We start from the raw sequence: 23,950 nt of genomic DNA on the forward strand, positions 1-23,950 counted from the left end.
AATGGCGGGCGATTCAGCCCATGGCGTGGCGATACCCGGCGGAATAGGCGCCGGTCACGTGATGTTCGAGCTGGCGTTCGATGTCGCCCAACAGAGACGACGCGCCAAAGCGGAAGAGATCGGGTTGCAGCCACCTGTTGCCCAGTTCGTCCTTGATCAGGGACAGGTAGACAAGGGCGTCCTTGGCCTTGGAAATGCCGCCGGCGGGTTTGTATCCGACCCGGTACCCGGTCCGGTTGTAATACTCGCGGATCGCGCGGATCATCACCAGCGATACGGGCAGCGTGGCGTTCACGCTTTCCTTGCCGGTCGATGTCTTGATGAAATCGGCCCCCGCCATCATGCAGATGAGCGAGGCGCGCGCGACATTGCGCAGCGTGCCCAGTTCACCAGTGGCAAGGATCGCCTTGACGTGGGCATCGCCACAGGCCTCGCGGAAGGTGCGCATTTCGTCATAAAGCGCCTGCCAGTCGCCCGACAGGACATGGCGTCGCGAAATCACGATGTCGATCTCCTGTGCCCCTGCCTTGACGCTTTCGCCAATCTCGGCGACGCGCAGGTGAAATGGCGACAGCCCCGCGGGAAACCCTGTCGAAACCGCGGCAACCGGAATGCCGGACCCCTGCAACGCATCCACGGCGGTTTCGACCATTTCGTGATACACGCAGATCGCCCCGACGGTGATCGGATCCATGCCCAGGGCGTCCAGAATATCGGCGCGCACCGGCTGGCGCCCCTTGGCACACAGGCGACGGACCCGTTCGGCGGTGTCATCGCCCGACAGGGTCGTCAGATCAATGCAGGTGATCGCACGCAACAGCCACGCTGCCTGATAGTCCTTTTTCAGGCTGCGCCGACCGGGCAGGGTGGCGGCGCGCCGTTCGATGGCCGAGGTATTGGCCTGAACGCTGCGCACCCATTGCATGTCCAGGTCCATGCCCGGATTGCGCGGTTCGGTGACCTGCGGCAGATGCGTGGTACGTTCGGCGGTTACGGTATCCATCTCAAGCTCTCTCAACTTCAGACAGTCAAACTTGCACGGGTCCCGAAGCTTGGCAAGCAAACGCCGCTTTTTCAGGCAGCGGACAAGGAAATTTGCCAAACTGGCGATTCTTATTGCGAATAATTCGCAATCTCATTGACTTTTTGCGAATGACTCTCACATTCAATAGGTAACAATGGTGGGAACACAGTTTTCATGACGACCCGACGCAGCTTTCTACTTGGACTATCGGCGCTGACGCTGTCAGCGCCCGCGCTGCGCGCACAGGCGCCGCTCAGGGTTGTCGCCACCACCGGGATGATCGCCGATGCGGCGCGGCAGGTGGGCGGCGATCTAGTCGAGGTGCGCGCACTGATGGGGCCTGGGGTAGATCCGCATGCTTACCGGCAGACGCGCACGGATATCGTTGCAATGACGCGGGCCGATCTGGTCCTGCGGCACGGTCTGTACCTTGAAGCGCAGATGGAAGATTTCTTTCACGATCTGGGGCGCAAACGCAACGTGGTGGCCGTGGCCGAAACGCTGCGGCGCAGCGTGCTGCGCAGTCATGACAATTACGCCGACAAGTTCGACCCGCATGTGTGGATGACACCGATCTTGTGGAAACAGGTGGTCACGGCGGTGCTGACCGCGCTGAGCGCGACCCGCCCGGAGCACGCGGAAACCTTTGCCGCCAATGCCGCCCGTCATCTGGATGATCTGGACAGGTTGGCCGCCTATGCCGAAACCGCCATGGGCCAGATACCGCAGGATCGCCGCGTCCTGCTGACCGCACATGATGCGTTCGGTTACTTCGGCGCGGCCTATGGGCTTGAGGTTTTGGGGATTCAAGGCATTTCGACCGAATCCGAGGCCGGGCTGAACCGGATCAGCGAAATGGTCGATCTGCTGGTCGACCGCCGGATCAGCGCGGTGTTCGTCGAAAGCTCGGTCTCGGATCGCAACATTCGCGCCCTGATCGAGGGGGCCGCCGCCAAGGGGCATGAGGTGCGCATCGGGGGTGAGCTTTACAGCGACGCGATGGGGCCGGAAGGCACTTATGAAGGTACCTATGTCGGCATGATCGATCACAACGTCACGGTCATTGCGGCGGCGCTGGGGGCAGATGTTCCGGCGCGCGGCATGGACGAAAAATTGAAAGCGGGGTCATAAACCATGCTTGAACTGGCAGCATCCAACGGGCAGGTGCCCGACGACACAGGGATCGCGGACAGCCCGCTGGCCATTCGTGGCCTGACGGTGTCCTACGGTGAAAAACCGGCCGTTTTCTCGGTCGACATGACGGTCGAGCCGGGCAAGATGACCGCGATCATTGGTCCCAACGGTGCAGGTAAATCCACGCTGCTCAAGGCGGCGTTGGGCATCGTGAAACCACTGTCGGGACAGGTCCAGGCGTTTGGCCGCCCGCTGAAATCACAGCGTCAGCGCATCGCCTATGTGCCACAGCGCGCCAGCATCGACTGGGATTTTCCGACCCGCGTGATCGACGTGGTTCTGATGGGCCAGTATCGCAGGTTGGGCCTGCTGGGCCGGGTCCGTGCCGAGCACATGAAACAGGCGCGCGCCTGCCTTGATCGCGTCGGGATGGGCGATTTCGCGGACCGTCAGATCGGCCAGTTGTCGGGTGGCCAGCAACAACGCGTGTTCCTCGCCCGCGCGCTGGCCCAAGAGCCCGATCTCTATCTGCTAGACGAACCTTTTGCCGGGGTCGATGCGGCGACGGAAAAGGCGATAATCACTGTTCTGAAATCGCTGAAGGACGCGGGCAAAACCGTGGTCGCCGTGCATCACGATCTGGCCACGGTGCCGGATTATTTCGACAACGTGTTCCTGATTAACACGCGCAAGGTGGCCGAAGGCAGCGTGCGCGATGTGTTCAACGCCGAGACCCTGCAAGCGACCTATGGCGGGCGCCTGGCGATTGGTCAGGTCGACCAGTTGGCCCTGACCCCGGCGTAATCCCATGCTGGGCGATGCGCTGCTTTTGCAACTTGGATACAACGCCACGCTGGTTGCCGTCGGGGCCTCCCTTTTGGGCATTTCCGCCGGGGCAACGGGCACTTTCCTGTTTTTGCGCAAACGCGCGTTGGTCAGCGATGCGATTTCGCACGCCACTCTCCCGGGGGTCGGCCTTGCCTTCATTGTCATGGTCGCGCTGGGGGGCGATGGGCGCAGCCTGATCGGGCTGCTGGCCGGGTCGGCCCTGTCGGCCTGGGCCGGGCTGTTGTGCCTGAACTGGCTGACAAGGCGCACGCGGCTGGCCGAGGACGCGGCCATCGGGGCGGTTCTGTCGGTCTTCTTCGGGTTCGGCATCGTGCTGCTGACGGTGATCCAGACGATGGGATCGGGCCGTCAGGCCGGGTTGGAAGGGTTCCTGTTGGGATCGACCGCCGGGATGCTTTGGAGCGACGCGATGGTGATCGCGGTGGGCGGGGCGCTGACCTTGGCGTTGATCGTGCTGTTGCGCCGCCCGATGACCTTGGTGGCGTTTGATCGGGAATATGCCGCCGCGCAGGGTATGCCGGTGGATCGGATCGATCTGGCGATGATGGGGCTGGTGATGGCCGTGACTGTGGTGGGCCTGAAAATCGTCGGGCTGATCCTGATCGTGGCCCTGCTGATCATACCCCCTGTCGCCGCTCGGTTCTGGAGCGAACAATCGGACCGGGTTGTCCTACTGGCCGGGGCGATGGGCGGCGTGTCAGGTTATGTCGGCGCGGCGATTTCGGCCTCGGCGCCGAACCTGCCAACGGGGCCGATCATCGTGCTGGTCAGTTTCGCCCTGTTTGTCGTTTCGCTGCTTCTTGCCCCCAATCGCGGCGTTCTGGCCGCCGTGTTGCGGCACAACAGGTTTCAGCGACGGGTGCATCTGCGCCAGGGGTTGCTGGCCCTCGCCCAAGGTCAGCCGATTTACGAAAAGCTGACATTGCGCCTGTTGCGCCAGGCCGGTCTGGCCCGCGCCGACGGGGTGTCAACGGATGCGGGCCGCGCCCGTGCGGCCAAGGCCCTGCGCGACGAAAGACGTTGGGCAATCGTGCGCGCAGATCAGACGCAAGAGGCCGCTGCAGCGATGTACGATGGATTGCGCGATATCGAAACCGTTCTGACGCCGGACCAGATTGCGGAGATCGACCGTCAGATCGGTGGCCCACAAGGGGTGACGGTATGAGCGGCGCTGAATTCGTCCCCCTGTCCCTACCGCCGCTGCTGATCGGGATCTTTGCAGCCGTGGCCTGTGCGCTGCCAGGGAATTTCCTTGTTCTGCGGCGTCAGGCGCTGATTGGCGATGCGATCAGCCATGTTGTCCTGCCTGGGATCGTCGTTGCCTTTCTGCTGTCTGGCGTGATTGCCGCCTGGCCGATGATGCTGGGCGCGGCGGGGGCGGCGGTTCTGTCGGTGATCCTGATCGAGGCGATCCGCCGTCTGGGCAGGATCGAACCGGGGGCCGCCATGGGCGTGGTGTTCACCACCATGTTTGCCGGCGGGGTTCTGTTGCTGGAACAATCGGACACCTCAGCCGTGCATCTGGACGTGGAACATGCGTTGTTCGGCAACCTGGAAAGCCTGATCTGGCTGGACGCAACCGGATGGGCCTCGCTGTTTGATATCGAGGCGCTGCGGGGCCTGCCGGTCGAGCTGCCCCGGATGGCGCTGACGCTGGTCGCGGTTGCGGGTTTTGTCCTGCTGTTCTGGCGTCCCCTGAAACTTTCCACCTTTGACGAAGGGTTTGCCCAGACCCTCGGGATTCGCACCGGGGCACTGGGCCTTGCGCTGGTGATCGCAGCGGCGATTGCGGCCGTAGCGGCCTTTGATGCGGTTGGGTCGATCATCGTGATCGCGATGTTCATATGCCCGCCTGCGGCCGCGCGGCTGATGACCAACCGGCTGGAACATCAGGTGATGTGGAGCGTTCTGTTCGCCATTCTGGCAGCGGTCTCGGGCTATGTCCTGGCAGGCTATGGCCCGCTTTGGCTGGGCGGGCAGGATGCGGTCAGCGCGGCGGGCATGATCGCCACCATGTCGGGCGTTATCCTCGCGCTGGCCGCCATGTTCGGCCCCTGCCGGACCCGCGGCGGCGCACCGCAGGACGGCTGACATTCGCGACGGCAAGCCTTGCGGCAACCGGGGAATCATGTCCAAGTGGAGTCACCTGATATCGCTGGAGGTCCCCCATGAAAGACGACAATTTTCTGCGCGAGAATAACGCCCGTCACCTGTGGCACCCGATGGGGCACCCCGGTCAGGCACAGGCCCATGCGCCCAAGATCATCACCAAGGCCAGCGGATCCAGTATCGAGGATATCGACGGTCACACGACCATCGATGCGGTCGGTGGGCTGTGGTGCGTGAACCTGGGCTATTCCAACGACGTGGTGAAAGAGGCGATTGCCCGACAGTTGCAGGACCTGCCCTATTACTCGGCGTTTTTCGGCACCAGCAACCCCACCGCGATCGAGGCGTCCTATCTTGTGCGGGACTTCTTTGAACCCGACGGCATGGCGCGGGTGTTCTTTACCTCGGGCGGGTCGGACGCGGTTGAAACCTGCCTGCGTCTGGCGCGCCAGTATCACCGCCTGCGCGGCGAACCCACCCGCACCAAGTTCCTGAGCCTGAAAAAAGGCTATCACGGCACGCATTTCGGCGGCGCCTCGGTCAACGGGAACAACCGGTTCCGCACCGCGTATGAGCCGCTTTTGGCCGGGTGTTTCCACCTTCCCAGCCCCTATGCCTATCGCAACCCATATTGCGAAGATGATCCGGCGAAACTGGCCCAGAACATCGCCGCCGCGATGGAGGACGAGATCCAGTTTCAGGGGCCCAAAACGATCGCCGCCTTTATCATGGAGCCGATCCAGGGCGCGGGCGGCGTGATCGTCCCGCATGAAACCTTCATGCCGCTGATGCGCGAAATCTGTGACCGGCACGGCATTCTGATGATTTCGGACGAGGTGATCACCGGGTTTGGCCGCACGGGCGACTGGTCCGGCGCACGCCACTGGGGCGTTCAGCCCGACATGATGAGCACGGCCAAGGGGATCACGTCAGGATATTTCCCGGTCGGTGCGGCCCTGTTCAGTGAAAAAGTCGCCGAGGTGTTCGAGACTTCCGACCCCGACGACGGTGCGATCTATCACGGCTATACCTATTCGGCCCATCCGGTCGGGGCCGCGGCGGTTGTGGCCTGCCTGTCCGAAACCCTGCGTCTGGACACGAAAACCAACGCGGCCGAGCGTGGAGCACAATTGTTCGACGGGGTCGGGAAGCTGGCCGGAAAATACGACCTGATCGGCGATGTGCGGGGCGGGCACGGGTTGATGACGGGTGTCGAACTGGTGTCGGACAAATCCACCCGCACGCCGCTGGATGCCGAGTCGATGAAGCGGGTGCACAGCGCGATGTATCAATCCGGCACGATGGTCCGCCTGATCGGCAACAACATCGCCATGTCCCCCCCGCTGGTCATTACCGAGGCCGAGGTCGAAACGGTCCTGTCCTCGCTTGAGGCCGGGCTGAAGGCGGTCTGAGCGAGTGCGTGTGTGGGCGTATTGCCCATGCACTGCTAGGTTTGCTTGGGTGCTTGGATCAAACGACCGCTTTGAGCCCGAAGTGACTGTCGAATTTCAATCAATGACACGCAATTCAATTTGAGCCCCATCGGGCAAGTCCTTGATCGCTGATGCCCAGTCCCCAGAATGACCGACCAATTCTTCAAGTGGAACGGAACGTATATTGGTCTCATCATAGCGACCGCCAAAAATAGCCGGAACGACAAGGTAGTATACCCAGCCTTTTTTCAAACTACCCAAATGCTTGCGAGCGAGTTCGACTAGGTTGGTCATATTCCAATCTATCTGAAAGCCTTTAGTTTCAATAAGTTGAAGGTAGTCTGACTGATTTCCAGCTACGATTTCACAAGTCAACTCTTCAGGGCAAATTCGCCAGTAGGCCCGATCTTCGCCTAAAATTATGAAATTGCCGAATTCGTTACGCCCAACGATTTCGATGCCCTTTAGACCTGTCCAGCCCCAATGCTCGTTAATTCTGCCCAACAAATCCAAAGCGATATTCATCTCATCTGTGATGCAACGAATATCGCAGAGATCGCGTTTGGTCTCAAGGTCGGGTTTGTCCGCAAAGCGGACATGTTGGCAATTTAACCGGAACCTGAGCCCCATCCCCCGCCGCCCGGTGTGGCCAGCCCGAAAACCGCGCCTGCGGGCAGGTCGATTTCGTCGTTGCCTTGCAGATCTACCCGCGTCCCGTCGGGCAGTTCGGCCCAGTTCAGGCCCACCGCCCCCGGTGCGCCGCCGTCGACCCCAAAGGGCGGGACGCGTGGGTGTGAACACAGCGTCGTGACCGTGACCGGGGTCAGGAACCGCAACCGGCGCAGGGCGCCGTTGCCGCCATGCCACTGGCCCGCGCCACCGCCATGTTCAGGTCGGTAGATGCGATGGATATCAGCAAGGTCCCTGAAGACGTCAGCGTTCAGGTGGCCGATGGCATAAACCCGACGGGCGGTCCCCGGACGACAATTGTCGATGCGGTCTCGGCGTTTAGAGATTCATTGCTCCAATCACAGTCTCAATAGCGCACCATTCCCTCTACGCAATCGCTCCAGTTGACCGCGAAGTCGCCGTTGCTTGCGATGAACTTGATATTTGTCATCTTGCCGTCGACATAAAAGACGCTGAGCTTCATGCGCGCGCCATGCTGTGTCACGAGCTTGTCGCCGTCTCTGGTATTGAGTGCAGTGAAGCTGATGCGCGGCGACTCGATTATCTCTTGCAGGATAAAAGGTGATGCGGCGTAGTTCGCAAGCACGCCCTCCAGCGCGGCTTGCGCTGCCTTAGCGTCAAGCTCCGAAAGAATGCTGAGTGACTGCGCGCCAGACGATGTCGAGGAGGTGCCGCTCTCCTTCAGGACGAAGGCGCGTTCCTCGGCCGGCAAGGATCCGAGCTGTTCTATCGGTACCTTCCTGCCGGATTCCAGCTCGATGGCAGCGCCGGGTTCAGCGCGCCACGTACGCGGCAGCATCTCGCGCAGCAGTGTGTCGTGCGCTTCACCGAGTTCCTGCCTCCAGGTCGTACGGAGGTTCGGTTCCCAGAACAGGCACATCCACTCCTTTTCATCGAGAGACTGCTTGCAGGTATTGATCGATTCAACGGCGCCGGCGAGATAGGCATCGAGCAGCGGCGCCATGCCGGGATGCGTCAGCTCGGCAATTTCGTAGATGTCGATGAAACGGTCGAAGACGTGAATCTGTTTCTCATTGCCGTCGGATTGGCGCAGCAGTAGCCGCTCACCGTCGAAATGCAGGCTGGCAAGTTCCTCACCGCCGATCGCGAGGGCATCAATCCCCTCACGCTGCAAACGGGCTGCAATCGGTACGGCCTCGTCGATGATGTACCACCAGACGGGATGCGGCGCCGTCAGCAGCGCCAGCGTCTTTCCCGGCCATCGGCGTTTGAAGACCTCGGCATAGTTGCGGATCAGGCCGTTTTCACCGTCCAGGCCGTACTGCTCGGCCATGGCGGCGGTGTCATAGCGCGCGCAGACAGTGATCTCCAATTCGACGAATTTCGGATTCCAGTCACGGTCGAACACCACGTCAGGGCGCGGCATCAGCGGCAGTGCGTCGGGTTGAGCGCGGTTCAGCAAGGCATAGATTGGCGTGATACGCTTCTCGAGCCGACGCTGTATCCAGGGTTCGCGCAGGAACAGCCTGTTGGCCACCTCGAAAAATCGCTTCAACGCCGGTCCGGCCCTGCGCATCTTGTCGATAGCGCTGTCGGGCAACTCGAAAGGCTCCTCGGCGATCAGCCAGTCCACGCGCTCTTCGGGATTGTCGCGGGTGAGCGTGCGGTTGATCTCTTGCTTGACCTTCAACAACCGCCGGCGTTGGGGAGTATCTTCTTCCGAGACAGTGGTCTCGATCCGGCTGGATTCGCGCAGCTTCATCAGGTGCCTCCCTGGGGTTTCGTCCGCCCGACCATCAGGAATGGCAAGGCGCCAAGTCCGGCCAGCACGAACAGCAGGATTGCCAAGTCCGGAATCGGAAGGCCGAACAGTCCGGTCGGCAGATCGACGTGCGTCGAGACGCCGCCGGAGAATGCAGCGATCAGGTCGGGCGTCGCAGCCTGCAGTGCCTCGCTGCGGTCTCCAAGCACCAGTGCAAAGAGTCCGATCCCTGTCACCATTGCGACACCGCTCGCCTGGTTGACGATGGAGCCGATGGTGGCACGTTGCGAAGAGGGAATCATGTCATGCAATTGCGCATCGGCGACCGGATCCCAGACTGCGTCGAAAAAGACCAGGAAGAGAAACAGCAGCACGACAACCCAGAGCCCAGGCTGCAGGAAAAAGACCAGAACAGCGAGCGCCGGAATGATCAGGAACACGGCAAGCAAACGCGTGGCACCAAAACGCCGCGCGAGGACCACACCGATCAGAGGCGCGACCATGCCGATCAGGTCATCGAGAATGCCCAGCGGTGCCAGCGCACGCGCATCCAGGCCGCGCGTAATCAGCGCGATGTCGAATGCTTCGTCGGCAACGGACCCCGAGAAAGTCGCGATCACGATGGCGATCGCCAACATCAGCAGCGGGCGCTTTCGACCGATGCCGCGAAAACCGGCAATCGTCTGCTGCCAGACACCCGGCGGTTGCAGTTCATCGTCCGACTTCTGCGGCCGCGTTTCGGGGATGGTCGCGGCCAAGGCGATCGCCAGCAAGAGCCCGAACGCAGCCAGGTACCAGAGCCAGTCCAGCACGGCTTGCGTCACCTCGGTGCTGAAAAGAATCAGCAGCGCGATGCTGCCGGCCATGACCCCGCCGAGCGAGGCAAAGGAGCGCATACGTGCGAAAAAGCGGTCGACGAGATCGCGACGGCCCGCACTGGCCAGATTGTCGACGACCCAGGCCTGCTGGGCACCCGAGACCAGAGTCTGGCCGAAACCGCTGAGGAAAAAGCAAAGGCTGGTAAAGAGGAGTTGATCGCTCCCTGTTGCCGAGACCGCCAGCGGGATCAGACCCCAGCCGAGCGCCGACACCAGTCCGCCGCTGATGACCGACATTTTGCGTCCCCAGCGATCTGCCACGACACCTGTGGGGATCTCCATGACCAGTACCGTCGCCATCTCCACCATCAGGGGAATGACGGCCCACTCCGGCTGCTCCATGACCACAAAGAGATAAACGAAGCGGAACGGGAAGATGACATTCAGGATCTCGCTGATGCTCTCGGCCATGTAGAAACGGCCGAGCAGCTTGCGCTCCTGCGGATCGGGCCAGAGACTTTCGTTGAACGTCATGCCGGTGCCTCGTCAACCAACCGCGGATCGTCGCAGACAGGAAGCAACAGTTGCGAGGGATAGGCTTGTGAGTGATGCAGCCGGATTTTCGCTGGCTGCCTGTCGGTGTCACCGGCCAGATCGCGACCCGTGCAGGGGTTGATATCGATCCGGCCGAGCGCGCCCGAGGCGACCTCAACACGCAATGCATGGCCGGGGCGCATCACATGGCCCAGATGCCAAAGATCAATCCTGCAGGCATTTACCTGACCGGGCTCGACCGGTGTTGGCTTATCCCAGCCGTCGCGGAAACGCGCACGCAGCACGCCGTCGCACAGCACGATGGCGCGCCCGTCGGGATACCGGTCGAGCAGCTTCACGCAGAGATCGAAATCGGCGACGTCGGCCTCTGCATAAAGCAGGGCTGACACCTCGCCGACAAGCGCCAAAGGCGATTCCAGCGGGGCCGTCTCAAAAACGAGAATGTCGCTGCGCCCCTCGGCCAGTGCCGCATTGTCAAACGGGTAAGGCTCACCTCGATACGACCGCGGACCGAACGGCGTCGGGTCGGAGGGATCGAAACGGTAGACGCTCGAATCCTCCGCAGCGTGCGGCTCCTCAGGTCCAAGAGCGCTCTCGCCATGAAGATAAAAGGCCGCTTCACGCGTCTGGCTTGGCGGCCAGTCGTCGAAATCGAACCAGCGGTTCAGACCCGTGACAAAAAGTGTCGTCCGCGCCGATGTCGCCGGACCGGGAGGAAGATCGCGCAGATGGGTATCGAACCACGCAAATTCGTCGTTGAGTTCATCGCGTCCGGCTGCGCGTTCGATCGGCTGTGCATCGGCCTCGGGCAGACCGCTGCAATCCGGCGCCCGCAGCGCATGAGTCCAGGGCCCCATGAGTAGTCGCAACCTCTTTTGGCCGGCCTTGCGCAAGCCGTCAAAGAAAGCGGTCGCACCGCAGCCATTGCTGTCCCACCAGCCGGAGATGAAGAGCGCCGGAGCCTTGATACGGTCGATACGCTCACCGACCGAGCGTGCGCGCCAGTAGTCATCGAGCCGCCAATGGCGAATCCACTCGCGAAACTGCGGCTGGAAAATGCCAAGGCGGCGATCGATCTCCTCGAATGGCTGCGTCGTGCGTATTGCATCCAGGACCTGCCAGTCGTCGTCGGTGTCGTCTGCGGGTGTTGAAGTGGTATCGACTCCGTAGGGATCGACACAGCTGCTATCCGCGCCGAAACGCCTTACGCCGAACTCCTCCTCGGGTTGCTCGTCACGGCAGACACGCCCCGCCATCTCAAGCAGCGAGGTCAGGTCGCCGATATCGTAGGCACCGCCGACAAACGGGACATTCACGAAAGGATCACCTGGGGCCGCCGCGACGACCATCGCCTGCAACGCTTCGGGCGCGTCGATCGCCGCCAGCAGTTGGTTGTAACCGCTGTAGGAATGGCCACGCGTGCCCACGCGTCCGTTGGACAAGGGATGCTGGGCCAGCCACGCGATAGCCGCATGGCCATCCTCCTGATCATGCGCGAACGGTTCCCAATCGCCGGTCGAACGGTAGCGGCCGCGACAATCCAGTGCCAGGAAAAGATAGCCGCGTAGCGCGTAGATGCGTCCGAGCCCGGCAAGCGATCGGGCATTGTAAGGCGTGATCTGCAGAATGGCCGGAAACGGGGGCTTGCCGGCGGGAATATAGAGATCACCGACAAGTTCGGTGCCGTCGTCGGCAGTGACGACCTGGCTGGTCAGAAGATGATCGGAAGAAGATGGGACAGGCACGGTCATTTTTTTCTCGAAACTCCTGTCGCTTTGTACGTGAAAAGGCATTCGGGCAACCATCGGGTACTGACGGCGGCCAGTGTCAGATCAAGTATCCAGCGCATCCACAAGGTAATCCGTGTGCGGCAGCCGATCCGCGATCTGTTTCAGCGCCCTCGGCGTTAGCTCAATCGTAAGACCGATACCGACATCCCCTTCCCTGTTGACGGGCGCATCGACGAAGCCCAATTTCCGGTAAAAGTCCGCCAGTTTGCGCCCGCTCTTGTCCTGCTCTTCCGTCGTCAAACCGGCCACCTTGTAACCCAACAGGTGGATCAGGAAGAGCACTGGCAGCGAAAGTCGGCCGCCGATGCCCTTGGCCTCGTAAGCCAAGGAGATGACAGCCGAGTCGACAAAGTAGTCGCTGCCTTCCACGACCGGGTTGCCGGGCTCGTCGGCGTAGCCGAACAGATACCCCTCCACATTTCCATCGATGGTCAGCGCGAGCAGCAGCGCATCTTCCATTGCGAGACACTCCAGCAGGTCGCTCTCGGTGTAGACATTGTCCTCGATGCGGAAGATTTCCTCCTCGATTTCCTGCATGCGCGCAAGCAGGTTGTCATCGACCTCGCTGACCAGTTCCATGCGCGTCTCGACGCCAAGCAGCGCCGTGAGTTGCGCGCTGACGCGCTCGAGAATACCCATCGCCAGATTACGCTTATCGCCAAATCTTTCCGGACTGATCATTTTTGTGACTACCTTCTATTTCACGAAAGAGATGGATGCCGGTTCCGCACGGCTATGCCGCAGAGGCGCGAGCGGCAAACAGAACTGGCCGTCAGGCAGGAACTCCGAGCCGATGCGCACTGGGCGGCACATATCATGCACGACGCGCATTACTCTGCTTCAACCAGTTTCGACGGTGCGTTCTCGGCTTCCTCGCAGACCTGCCAGTCCGTACCTTTCAGGGGCCGGCGCGCGGACCGGGGATCAATTCCTTCTTTCAGGGCGGCCAAGACACCCACGGCTTCCCAGTAATTGTCGACGAGGAAGAACTGCCCCGGCGCCCAAGGCAGCCGGGTCAAGTCGTTGTCGAGGATGTTGCCGTTTTCGCGGACGGCGATCACCGGGATGCCCTGCTTGAGCGCCGCGAGCGTTGGAAGGCCAACGCATTTGTCCGGGATCACAAGGCACGAAAGATCTTCGGCGCTGATGCTGCCCGCTGGCCAGCCGTTCTCCGTCGGCTCGACGATCCGTGGGCTTCGTTGCAGCCCTTTGAGAACACATTGGAAAAACGTCAGCGATATGGCCTCGGCAGCCATCCGGGGGTCCACCTCGCCCAAGGGTATGAACGCCTCTTCTCTGCTTGCGGAGATCGGCGCATGCGCCGTGGGAACACCGAAAAGCCCCGAGATTGCGTGGGTAAAGATTGCCTCGGCGCCGCCCCAAGGGTTCACTATTTCACCATGGCTTGCGAAATACTCGCTTTCGAGCTGCAAGGGCAGCTGGATCACGGTGGCGAAGGCGATGGCGTCATAGCTGCCTTTTCGCTTTTCGAGTTGAGCCAGCATGTGATCCAGCTCACCCACCTGGCCCGAGGCGCGTCCGGATTCCGCATAGTTCGCGAAAAGCTCGATTGGCGGATCCAGGAGAATGGTTTCGTCGCCCGAGAGCCCGTAAACCGCCCGCGCAGAGTTCACCGTGTTGATCGTCTGATCGCGGAGCTCGCTATCAGTGTGATTGTCCATGACCGTCAAAACCCGGTTCGCGCGCACCAACTGCAAGCCCGCCGTGCCCATGAATAGCCGGGTCAATACACTGCCTTCGACATAAAGCGCGTTGTCGGGCATCTCGTTGACATCGGAAGCGTTCACAACGTTCGGATGCAGGATCACCCGGTCCGCGAGCGCGGCCACGAGACGCGCGGCCGGGGTCGCATCGCCGGCATGTCCGCCGATCTCGGACCCGATACCGGTTGGTACGAGGAAGGCCACGTTGAATTCGGCGGTGTTTTCAGGCCCGCGCTGGCGATAGTCGAAGATCGAGCCGAGCTTGTTTCGCTCCTGCGGCGTAGCCTCGTCGATCAGCCCGATCTCGCAATGGCAAGATGTTTCGTCGGACCGGTTGATTACAAAGCGGATCGGCAACTGCTCGGCCCCGAGCTCCCTTGATACCAGATCGGTTGCAGCGGCGAGGGGATCGGCGGAGTGGCAGATCGGGGGGATGGTCAGTTCCGCTTCATGAATCTTCATTTGCTCATACTCCACATCGGGCTTTGAAATCTTCGTGGCGGTGGATTTTGACCAGTTCGCGGAAGCCATCGACGATGCTGGAAAGCTTTTCCCGCGCGCGGCCGAACGCACAGGCCTTCATGGCATGGCAGAACCGCCCGCCAGACGGTGCAAGCACGCCGCGCGCCGTTTCGGCATCGGCCGTGTGGGTCTTTTCGTCGAACAGGAACGCGGGCGTCCCGGGAAGGGGCGCCACGTTCTCGCATGTTGTTGTTGTGTTTTCTGTCATCTACCGACCCGTAAGGCCTCATGGAATCGCCATGTTTCGGGGCCCACTCTGGGTCGCAGCGAACCGTAGGGCATTGATACAAATCAACCTTGGGGCGGGCCTGCGGTTCTAATCCGAGGGAAACGCCCTTCCGCTGTATCCCTGGCCCAAACCGCATGAACGCCGAGCAGAGGCTGTAGACCCGGTGCGACGAGGGCGCCCTTCATCGTGACATCCAACCCGGGATGCCCGCAGGCAAACATTTCGCTCGGAGGAAGAAAGCACTTGACCGTTCACGACGAATTCGGATCGCTTGGTGCAAAGCCGGTTCATCTGAATGCGCCAAGATAACGTTCATTCAGATGACGAAATTTCGTAAAGTCAACGGGGCAGATAGGGGTTCAGGGCGGTAGAAGATGCTTTCTTATGTTGGGGATGTGAACGGCAATCGCCTGCTTCTGCTTGATTTGCGAGGCGAAGAGCATGTGAGTTCCACGGATCTCGCGGAGGTCTCGGAAAAGCTCTGTGCAACTGGCTTAATAGACGATTTGCTTGCAATACAGCACTCGGAAGAAGCTTGCGCTTCCCTAAGGGTGATCGGGGCCGACAGGAGAGAGGCGGATTTCTGCGGCGACGGCTTCCTGTTTGTACTTAATGTCCTTTCCGATCAAATGCGCCGGACCGGACGCCAAGAGACGACCCTGTCAATCGAGACGCTGCACGGTATCAAATATGGCGCGCGCTCCGAAGAGGGTTATGTTTCGGCAATGATCGGCGCCGTCGAAATCCGGGACGCCGAACTGACCGCAGCGGCGCAACAGGCGATCGAGGCGTTTGGCGTGATATATGAGGGATACCGGATCGCCGGCGAGCCACACCTTGTCGTGTCGAGTCCGATTGGGTCGGATCTGCAGAACCTTGATCAGGTGCAGTTCGAGCAACTGGCGCGGCAACTGGCATCACTTATCAAGCATGAAGGTGGCGTCAACGTCACGATGATCCTGTCATCCGCGTCTCAGTATGCGAAGATTCGGACCTTCGAAAGAGGGGTGAAGCGCATGACCCAAGCGTGTGGTTCGGGTGCCGTCGCCGCGGCCTCGCTTGTCTTCGAGCGTGACCGTTCGAAGACGGATTTCAAGATCGAATCCCCAGGTGGCCTGCACCTGGTCTCGACCGACCCACACGGAAAGAACTGGCAGCTGGCCGCGGCAGAGATAAATGTCGCTGCGACGCAAGACTTCGAAATAGATGTCTTCGACCCCAAGCGCGACATCCAGAGGTTGCTGCAGTTCATTCTCGCATAGCCGGCGAGTCTATCCTGACCCGACGACCTGAGGCGCCCATGCCTGTGCATTGCTGTGCAGGCTACTGCCCGATGGACTCAAATATCCGGTTGTGGCCCAACGAGATGCGCTTGATCCTACCGAGCGCCCATCGCCTTGGCTTGATTGCTGCGCAATGAACGAACGGCAGGAATGCGAAAGCTGCAGCGCGGTTCCAATGGTGCTGGCAGATGGCAGCTTCGGGCCGCACAGCGGACATGTTCGAAATTTAACTAGAACCCGAACCCCATCCCCCGCCACCCGGCGTGGCCAGCCCGAAAACCGCGCCTGCGGGCAGGTCGATTTCGTCGTTGCCGTGCAGGTCCACCCGCGTCCCGTCGGGCAGTTCGGCCCAGTTCAGCCCCACGGCCCCGGGCGCGCCACCGTCGACCCCAAAGGGCGGCACGCGGCGGTGGGAACAGAGCGTCGTGACCGTGACCGGGGTCAGGAACCGCAACCGGCGCAGGGCGCCGTTGCCACCATGCCACTGGCCCGCGCCGCCCGATCCGGGGCGAATGCCGAACTCCTCCAGCCGGACAGGAAAGCGTTTTTCCAGTATCTCGGGGTCGGTCATGCGGGTGTTGGTCATGTGGCTTTGCACTGCGTCACAGCCGTTGAATCCGGGGCCAGCCCCCGTGCCCCCGGCGATGGTTTCGTAGTTCTGAAATTCCTCATTGCCCCAGACGAAATTGTTCATCGTGGCCTGTGATCCGGCGATGAATCCCAACGCTCCATACAATGCGTTGCACACGGCCTGAGACACCTCGGTATTCCCGGCGATCACGGCGGCGGGGTAGGTTGGGTTCAGCATTGTGCCCACAGGTGCGATGATTTTCAGCGGGTGCAGGCAGCCTTCGTTCAGCGGAATATTCGTGCCCACCAGGGTGCGGAACACATAGAGGACCACAGCCCGGCAGATGCTGAACGGCGCATTGTAATTGCCCGAATGCTGGGGCGCGGTGCCGGTGAAATCGATCACCGCCTCGCGGTTGTCCTGATCGACGGTGACGGACACGCGGATATGCGCGCCGTGGTCCATTTCGTAATCATACGAGCCGCCGGGCAGGGTGCCCAGAACGCGGCGCACGCTTTCCTCGGCATTGTCCTGAACATGGCCCATATAGGCGGTGACCACGTCCAGCTGGTAATGTTCGGCGACCTTCAGCAACCCTTGCCGCCCGGTTTCGTTCGCAGCGACCTGCGCCTTGAGATCGGCGAGGTTCTGCGGGATGTTTCGGCAGGGGTAGCGGCCCGATGACAGGACCTGTTCGGCGGTCTCCTGTTGGAACTGCCCGCGCGCCACAAGGCGGATGTTGTCAATCAGAACGCCTTCGTCCTCGATATGGGTGCTGTCAGGCGGGGCGCTGCCGGGGGTGCGCCCGCCGATGTCGGCATGGTGCCCGCGCGATCCCAGCCAGAACACTGGTTTACCATGTGCGAACACAGGCGTGACCACGGTCACATCGGGCAGGTGGGTGCCGCCGTTATAGGGCGAATTCAGCATGAAGGCGTCGCCGTCGTGAATGTCGCCCGCGTTTTCGCGCATCACGGTTTTGATGCTGTCGGACATTGACCCCAGATGCACCGGAACATGGGGCGCATTGGCCACCAGATCGCCTCGCGCGTCAAAGATGGCGCATGAGAAATCCAGCCGCTCCTTGATGTTCACCGACCATGACGTGTTGGCCAGTGTCGCCCCCATCTGATCGGCCACGGACATGAACAGGTTGCCCATGACCTCAAGCAGAACAGGGTCCGCATGGGTGCCTGCGGCACGTGCGTGCTGTTTCGCCTCGGTGCGTTCCAGGATCAGGTTGCCCATCGCGTCCAGATGCGCGGCCCACCCCGGTTCAACCACGTTTGTGCCGGTTGGTTCGGTGATGACGGCGGGGCCAGGGATACGGGCGGATTGGGGCAGGGCCGTGCGGTCAAACAGGGGCACATTGCCCCACGCGCCGCCGCAATACATCGGGATTTCGGCAATGGGGTCCGCATTCGGTCCGAACGGGGTGGCGATGGGCGCCTCGCCCGTGTCGCCAATCGCCTCGGCGGCGACCATGTCAAACAGGATATCCCGTTCGGGCGAGACAAAGCCAAAGCGCGTTTTATGCGCGTCCTCAAAACTGGCGCGCATCTGGTCGGTGTCGCCAAACGGCACCTCAAGCGCCTGATGCGATCCGTCATAGCGCAGGTGCGCGCGCTGTTCGGTGCGGATTTGCGCGGCGCCCTGATCGCGGACCTCGGTCTCGGCCTCGGATTGGATCGCGTCCAGCGCGGCGGCGGCGGTTTCGATGTCAGCCAGGGGCGCATCGACCTGAACCTCGCGCAGGGCACGGATTTCGGCCAGACCCATGCCATAGGCCGACAGCACCCCGGCGTGGGGGTGGATGAACACGCGCGACATGCCCAGGGCGTCGGCCACAAGACAGGCATGTTGCCCGCCCGCCCCGCCAAAGCATTGCAGGGTGTATCCGGTCACGTCATGGCCGCGCTGAACGCTGATCTTCTTGATGGCGTTTGCCATGTTGTCCACGGCGATCTGCAGGAACCCTGTGGCCATATCCTCGGGGCTGCGGGTTGGTTCGCCGGTGTCCTTGGCCACCTGTGTGGCAAGGACGGCAAACCCGTTGCGCACGGCTTCCAGGTCCAGCGGCTCATCGCCGCCGGGGCCGAATACATGGGGAAAGTGATCTGGGTTCAGCTTGCCCAGCATGACGTTGCAATCGGTGACGGTCAGCGGTCCGCCCCGGCGGTAACAGGCCGGCCCGGGATCTGCGCCCGCGCTTTCGGGGCCGACCTGAAACCGGCCCTGATCGAACCGGCAGATCGATCCGCCCCCGGCGGCAACCGTGTGAATGTCCATCATCGGGGCACGCATGCGCACGCCTGCGACCTCGGTTTCAAAGCTGCGTTCATAGGTGCCGGCATAGTGGCTGACGTCGGTCGATGTCCCGCCCATGTCAAACCCGATCAGCCGGTCGAACCCGGCGGTTTGCGCCGTTTTCACCATCCCGACAATCCCGCCCGCCGGACCGGACAGGATCGCATCCTTGCCCTGAAACAGCCGGGCGTCGGTCAGCCCGCCGCTGGATTGCATGAACAAAAGCCGATCACAGGCGCGGCCCATGTCCAGCGCCCCGGCAACCTGATCGACATAGCGGCGCAGGATCGGCGACAGGTACGCATCCACCACCGTCGTGTCGCCCCGCCCGACCAGCTTGGCCAGTTTCGAGACCGCATGGCTGGTGGAAATCTGGGTGAACCCGATGTCGCGCGCCATGTCGGCAACCGCCTGTTCGTGGGCCGGGTTCAGATAGGCGTGCAGCCCGGCAATGGCCACTGCGCGCAGCCCCGCGTCATAGGCCGATTGCAGCGCGCCGCGCGCGCCCTCTTGATCCAGCGGGCGTACGACATTGCCGTCGGCGTCCAGCCGTTCGTCCATCTCGGCAACGTCCGAATACAACAGGTCGGGCCGGCGTATGTGCAGATCGAACAGGGCCGGGCGCGTCTGGTATCCGATCAGCAAAAGATCGCGAAACCCCTTGGTGATCATCAGCAGGACCGGCTCGCCCTTGCGCTCAAGCAGGGCATTGGTGGCCACCGTTGTGCCCATCTTGACCGCGCCGATGGCCTTGTCGGGAAAGGCGCCCGAAACGCCCATCATCTCGCGGATGCCCTGCACGGCGGCGTCTTGGTATCGTTCAGGGTTTTCGGAGAGCAGTTTGTGGGTGCTCAGTGTCCCGTCGGGTTTGCGGGCCACCACGTCCGTAAACGTGCCGCCCCGGTCAATCCAGAACTCCCATTGTCCGCTCATCTCTGCCTCCGCCATCGCGTGATGTGACAATGCGGCCCCGCCCCGGATTGTCAACGCGAAGGCTGGAAGAATCAAACGCGAACATGCTAGGTATTGGGGCATGGCGCATGAGAACCCCAATATCAGCGATAAACGCCCCGTCATCCGTCAACTGGATGATGCTGCGATCAACCGGATCGCGGCCGGTGAGGTTGTCGAACGGCCCGGCTCGGCGGTCAAGGAGCTGGTCGAAAACGCGGTCGATGCGGGGGCGACGCGCATCACCGTGGACGTGGCCGACGGGGGCAAGACCCTGATCCGGGTCACAGACGACGGGTGCGGCATCGCGCCGGATGATCTGCCGCTGGCCCTGTCACGCCATGCGACGTCGAAAATCGACGGGTCGGACCTGCTGAACATCCATACCTTCGGGTTCCGGGGCGAGGCCTTGCCGTCGCTCGGCGCGGTGGGACGGCTGACCATCACCAGCCGTGCCCCGGGCGAGGATGCAGCGACCATCAGCGTCTCGGGCGGGGCCATGGGGCCCGTCAAACCGGCCGCCCTGCGCGGCGGCACGGTGGTGGAATTGCGCGATCTGTTTTACGCCACGCCTGCGCGTTTGAAATTCATGCGCACCGACCGGTCGGAATCCCAGGCGATCACCGACGTGATCAAACGTCTGGCCATGGCCGAACCGGCGATCTCGTTCGTGCTGAACGATGTTTCAGGAGGTGGTGAGGGGCGCACCGTGTTCCGGGCCGATGCGGAAACCGGCGATATGTTCGATGCCTTGCACGGGCGGTTGGCCCGCATTCTGGGGCGCGAATTTGCCGAAAACGCGCTCAGGATCGACGCCACCCGCGACGGGCTGCGCATGTTCGGCTATGCGGCCCTGCCAACCTATTCGCGCGGTGCGGCGGTCGCTCAATACCTGTTCGTCAACGGCCGTCCGGTGCGGGACAAGACCCTGTCGGGCGCATTACGCGCGGCCTATTTCGATTACCTCAGCCGTGACCGTCATCCGGCGGCGGCGCTTTTCATCGATTGCGACCCGACCCTTGTGGATGTGAACGTGCACCCCGCCAAATCCGAGGTCCGCTTTCGCGATCCGGGCATCGCCCGTGGGCTGATCGTGTCGGGGCTGCGTCATGCGCTGGCCGAGGCGGGGCATCGCGCCTCGACCACCGTGGCGACGGCGACACTGGGCGCGATGACGCCCGAACCTACGGGTGCACGGGTGTACCAGATGGATCGCCCCTTGCGCGGCGCGCGCACCGGGTCATATGCCGCTCAGGCGCCGGCACCCGGTTTTGCCGACCTGAGTGCGGCATACAGCGCCAGGGTGGTCGAACCCGCCCCGGTTGCTGCGGATGACACGCCGGCCGAGGCGCTGCCATTGGGCGCGGCACGCGGTCAGGTGCACGAAAATTACATTATCGCCCAGACCGAAACCGGCATGGTGATTGTCGATCAGCACGCCGCGCATGAACGGCTGGTCTATGAAAAACTGAAGGCGCAGATGGCAGAAAACGGGGTCGCGGCGCAGGCGCTTTTGATCCCGGAAATCATCGAGATGTCTGAAGGCGATTGCGCCCGTCTGTTGGAAATTGCCGACGAACTGTCGCAACTGGGGCTGAGCATCGAGGCGTTTGGCGGCGGCGCCATCGCGGTGCGTGAAACCCCCGCCGTTCTGGGCGAAGTCAACGCCGAGGCGATGGTCCGGGACATCCTGGACGAACTGGCCGATCTGGGCAGTTCGCAAACCGTTCAGGCCCGGATCGAGGCGATCCTGAGCCGGGTGGCCTGTCACGGCTCGGTCCGGTCTGGCCGCCGGATGCGCGCCGAGGAAATGAACGCGCTCTTGCGCGAGATGGAGGCAACCCCGCATTCCGGCCAGTGCAACCATGGGCGACCCACCTATGTTGAGCTGAAGCTGTCGGATATCGAGCGGTTGTTCGGGCGCACATGATCGAAATCGGCGGACAGGTATATGCATTTGACGACCCGCTGGTGATTGCCGCGCTGGCGGGCGGGGCAATCGTGCTGTTGGTGCTGGTCCTGCTGATCCTTGCTGTCCGCGCGGCAGGACGGTCGGCACGGCTGGCTGCCCCGCTGGCGCAGCAGATTTCGTCGCTGGGCAACAACGTGATGCAACTGGGCATGGGCCAGGAACAGTTGCGCGGCGGGTTGCAGACCGTGTCGGACACGCAGGCCAACGCCCAAACGCAGGTAATCCAGACGATGGAGGCGCGCCTTGGCGCCGTGCAACAGCAGATGAACGACCGGTTGGCGGACAACGCGATGAAATCGGCGCGCGCCCTGTCGGACATGCAGGAACGGATGAAGGAAACCCTGCATGGATCGTCCAAACAGACGGCGACCTCGCTGACGCAATTGCAGGAACGTCTGGCCACCATCGACAAGGCGCAGGACAACATTACCAAGCTGAGCGGCGATGTTCTGAGCCTTCAGGACATCCTGAGCAACAAGCAGACGCGCGGCGCGTTCGGCGAAATCCAGTTGCAGGATATTGTGTCCAAGGCCCTGCCGGCCGATGCCTATGCCTGGCAGGTCACCCTGTCGAACGGGAAACGGGCCGATTGCCTGATCCACCTGCCCAACCCGCCGGGCCCCATCGTGATCGATGCCAAGTTTCCGCTTGAGGCCTATGAGGCGCTGGTCGCCGCCGACACGAAAGAGACCGCAACCCGTGCGCTGGGCGGGCTCAAGGTGGCGGTGCGCGCGCATATCAAGGCGATTTCCGAGAAATACCTGATCGAGGGTGAAACGGCCGACGGGGCCCTGATGTTCCTTCCGTCCGAGGCGGTTTACGCGGAATTGCACGCGCGCCTGCCCGAGGTCGTGCGCGAAGGGTTCGCCGCGCGGGTCTGGATCGTGTCGCCGACCACCTGCATGGCCACGCTGAACACCATGCGCGCCATCCTGAAAGATGCGCGGATGCGCGAACAGGCGGGCGAAATCCGCAAGGCGCTGAAGCAACTTCACCGCGATGTCGAGATCATCGGTGAACGGGCGGGTAAGCTGGAAACCCATTTGCGGCAGGCCAATGACGACGTGTCGGGTATCCTTGTGGCCTCTGAACGGGCGGGCAAACGGGCGGACCGGCTCGACAATTTCGATTTTGAGGAACTGTCGCCGGACGTACCCGCCAACGTGGTGCCATTGGGCAAATCCGACCGTTAAGGCACGTGCGCTTCGCTGCGGGCGTATTGGGTTTCGATCTCGATCAGCTTTTGTTTGCGCCACAGCCCGCCGCCATACCCGGTCAGCGATCCGTCGGCGCCGATGACCCGGTGACAGGGGATCAGGATGGCGATCTGGTTGGCACCATTCGCGCGGGCGACGGCACGCACCGCGTCCGGGCGGCCGATCTGTTCGGCGATCTGACTGTAGCTGCGGGTCTGTCCCGCCGGGATGGTTTGCAGCGCGCGCCAGACGGATTGCGCAAAGGCGCTGCCGTGCAGGGCCAGAGGCACCGAAAACTCCCGCCGCGCGCCTGCGAAGAATTCCCTCAGCTGTTGCGCGGTCTGTTCTGTGGGGGCCGGGCGACCAAATCCGATATCGCCGCGCACCATCCGGTGCAGTTTGCGCAACTCGCCCGGCAGGGCCTTGCGATCCAGGAATTCAAGCAGGTGCAAATGGCGATCGTCGCTGACCGCGATCATCGCGCCCAAGGGCGTGTCGATCCAATCGGCGAGCAGCAGGCCCGATTTGGAAAACGCCCCGGGCGCTAGCCCCAGGTGGCGGGCAAAGGCGTCGCGGAACGCGCTGGGGGAGTCGAACCCGGCCTCAAGCTGGGCATCGATCACCCTCCCGCCGGACGACAGGGTGTCCAACCCCGCCTGCATGCGCAGACGGCGCGCCATGTCCAGAAAGGTGCACCCGAACTGCCGTTTGAAGGCGCGGCGCACGGTCGAGGGGTCATGCCCAAGGGCAGCAACATCCTGTTCGCGCCAGCGGCGAGACGGGTCTGCATGCAGCGCGGCCAACAGGGATTGCACGGATGGATCGGCCTGCGCCTGCGGTGTCATCGGATGGCACCGTTTGCAAGCGCGAAACCCGGCATCGAGGCAAGCCGCGACCGAGTCATAGAACCGGCAATTCTCGGGTTTGGGGTTTCGGGCCGGGCAGGTCAGGCGGCAGAATATCCCGGTCGAGGTGACGCCGACAAAGGCGCGCCCGTCCCAATCGGGATCGCGGCGCACCAATGCGTCATAAAGTGTTTCGTGGTCAGGCAGGGCAAACATCATCATGGC

19 protein-coding genes are annotated in these 23,950 nt (G+C 62.3%); 8 read left to right on the forward strand and 11 right to left on the reverse strand.

Going from position 1 to position 23,950, the window contains the following annotated elements; genetic code table 11:
* Positions 1-13 precede the first annotated feature (13 nt).
* A complete protein-coding gene (gene deoC / locus ACXYMO_RS07510; protein WP_458878073.1) occupies positions 14-1,003 on the reverse strand; it encodes a deoxyribose-phosphate aldolase in 990 nt (329 codons plus the stop codon).
* Positions 1,004-1,198: 195 nt separating this feature from the next.
* Here deoC and ACXYMO_RS07515 point away from each other — a divergent pair, with 195 nt between their 5' ends.
* The 5 genes from ACXYMO_RS07515 to ACXYMO_RS07535 all read left to right on the forward strand — a co-directional run bounded on the left by ACXYMO_RS07515 (position 1,199) and on the right by ACXYMO_RS07535 (position 6,528).
* A complete protein-coding gene (locus tag ACXYMO_RS07515) occupies positions 1,199-2,155 on the forward strand; it encodes a metal ABC transporter solute-binding protein, Zn/Mn family (RefSeq protein ID WP_458878074.1) in 957 nt (318 codons plus the stop codon).
* A 3-nt stretch (positions 2,156-2,158) separates the two neighbouring features.
* Positions 2,159-2,962, forward strand: coding sequence for a metal ABC transporter ATP-binding protein (locus tag ACXYMO_RS07520; protein WP_458878075.1), 804 nt, complete (start codon positions 2,159-2,161; stop codon positions 2,960-2,962).
* Positions 2,963-2,966: 4 nt separating this feature from the next.
* Entirely contained in the window at positions 2,967-4,172 is a 1,206-nt protein-coding gene (locus tag ACXYMO_RS07525) for a metal ABC transporter permease (protein ID WP_458878076.1), read from the forward strand.
* Entirely contained in the window at positions 4,169-5,098 is a 930-nt protein-coding gene (locus ACXYMO_RS07530; RefSeq protein WP_458878077.1) for a metal ABC transporter permease, read from the forward strand. The genes ACXYMO_RS07525 and ACXYMO_RS07530 overlap by 4 nt, the downstream gene beginning before the upstream one ends.
* 77 nt (positions 5,099-5,175) lie before the next feature.
* Positions 5,176-6,528, forward strand: a complete 1,353-nt coding sequence (locus tag ACXYMO_RS07535) for an aminotransferase class III-fold pyridoxal phosphate-dependent enzyme (protein ID WP_458878078.1) — start codon at positions 5,176-5,178, stop codon at positions 6,526-6,528.
* 96 nt (positions 6,529-6,624) lie between these two features.
* Here ACXYMO_RS07535 and ACXYMO_RS07540 read toward each other — a convergent pair whose 3' ends face one another.
* From ACXYMO_RS07540 to ACXYMO_RS07575, 8 genes are all read right to left on the reverse strand, one after another.
* Positions 6,625-7,179, reverse strand: coding sequence for a T6SS immunity protein Tdi1 domain-containing protein (locus tag ACXYMO_RS07540; protein ID WP_458878079.1), 555 nt, complete (start codon positions 7,177-7,179; stop codon positions 6,625-6,627).
* Entirely contained in the window at positions 7,158-7,385 is a 228-nt protein-coding gene (locus ACXYMO_RS07545) for a hydantoinase B/oxoprolinase family protein (RefSeq protein WP_458878080.1), read from the reverse strand. The genes ACXYMO_RS07540 and ACXYMO_RS07545 overlap by 22 nt, the downstream gene beginning before the upstream one ends.
* A gap of 200 nt (positions 7,386-7,585) precedes the next feature.
* A complete protein-coding gene (locus ACXYMO_RS07550; RefSeq protein WP_458878082.1) occupies positions 7,586-8,962 on the reverse strand; it encodes a hypothetical protein in 1,377 nt (458 codons plus the stop codon).
* Positions 8,962-10,314, reverse strand: coding sequence for an MFS transporter (locus ACXYMO_RS07555; protein ID WP_458878083.1), 1,353 nt, complete (start codon positions 10,312-10,314; stop codon positions 8,962-8,964). Before ACXYMO_RS07555 ends, ACXYMO_RS07550 begins: the two co-directional genes overlap by 1 nt.
* On the reverse strand, positions 10,311-12,128 hold the full coding sequence (locus ACXYMO_RS07560; protein WP_458878084.1) for a CocE/NonD family hydrolase: 1,818 nt from the start codon (positions 12,126-12,128) through the stop codon (positions 10,311-10,313). Before ACXYMO_RS07560 ends, ACXYMO_RS07555 begins: the two co-directional genes overlap by 4 nt.
* A 39-nt stretch (positions 12,129-12,167) precedes the next feature.
* A complete protein-coding gene (locus ACXYMO_RS07565; protein ID WP_458878085.1) occupies positions 12,168-12,806 on the reverse strand; it encodes a GNAT family protein in 639 nt (212 codons plus the stop codon).
* 149 nt (positions 12,807-12,955) lie between these two features.
* On the reverse strand, positions 12,956-14,311 hold the full coding sequence (locus tag ACXYMO_RS07570; protein ID WP_458878086.1) for a DUF3326 domain-containing protein: 1,356 nt from the start codon (positions 14,309-14,311) through the stop codon (positions 12,956-12,958).
* A 4-nt stretch (positions 14,312-14,315) separates the two neighbouring features.
* Positions 14,316-14,546, reverse strand: coding sequence for a hypothetical protein (locus ACXYMO_RS07575; RefSeq protein ID WP_458878087.1), 231 nt, complete (start codon positions 14,544-14,546; stop codon positions 14,316-14,318).
* 428 nt (positions 14,547-14,974) lie between these two features.
* On the opposite strand from ACXYMO_RS07575, the gene ACXYMO_RS07580 reads away from it, so the two are divergent.
* Positions 14,975-15,862 (forward strand): diaminopimelate epimerase, encoded by an 888-nt coding sequence (locus tag ACXYMO_RS07580; protein ID WP_458878088.1) that lies wholly within the window; start codon positions 14,975-14,977, stop codon positions 15,860-15,862.
* A gap of 247 nt (positions 15,863-16,109) precedes the next feature.
* Here ACXYMO_RS07580 and ACXYMO_RS07585 read toward each other — a convergent pair whose 3' ends face one another.
* A complete protein-coding gene (locus ACXYMO_RS07585; RefSeq protein ID WP_458878089.1) occupies positions 16,110-19,694 on the reverse strand; it encodes a hydantoinase B/oxoprolinase family protein in 3,585 nt (1,194 codons plus the stop codon).
* A 100-nt stretch (positions 19,695-19,794) separates the two neighbouring features.
* On the opposite strand from ACXYMO_RS07585, the gene mutL reads away from it, so the two are divergent.
* Together mutL and ACXYMO_RS07595 are read left to right on the forward strand one after the other, a co-directional pair.
* Complete coding sequence (gene mutL / locus ACXYMO_RS07590; RefSeq protein WP_458878090.1) at positions 19,795-21,642, forward strand: DNA mismatch repair endonuclease MutL; 1,848 nt, start codon at positions 19,795-19,797, stop codon at positions 21,640-21,642.
* Positions 21,639-22,877 carry a DNA recombination protein RmuC gene (locus ACXYMO_RS07595; protein WP_458878091.1) on the forward strand — a complete coding sequence of 413 codons (1,239 nt, stop codon included), beginning with the start codon at positions 21,639-21,641 and terminating at the stop codon, positions 22,875-22,877. The genes mutL and ACXYMO_RS07595 overlap by 4 nt, the downstream gene beginning before the upstream one ends.
* On the opposite strand, the gene ACXYMO_RS07600 is transcribed toward ACXYMO_RS07595, so the two are convergent.
* The gene (locus tag ACXYMO_RS07600) at positions 22,874-23,944 is read right to left on the reverse strand and encodes a bifunctional transcriptional activator/DNA repair enzyme AdaA (RefSeq protein WP_458879062.1); all 1,071 of its coding nucleotides are present in this window, start codon (positions 23,942-23,944) and stop codon (positions 22,874-22,876) included. The two genes, ACXYMO_RS07595 and ACXYMO_RS07600, sit on opposite strands and share 4 nt — an antisense overlap.
* Positions 23,945-23,950 lie beyond the last annotated feature (6 nt).

Source organism: Arenibacterium sp. CAU 1754, assembly GCF_054482635.1.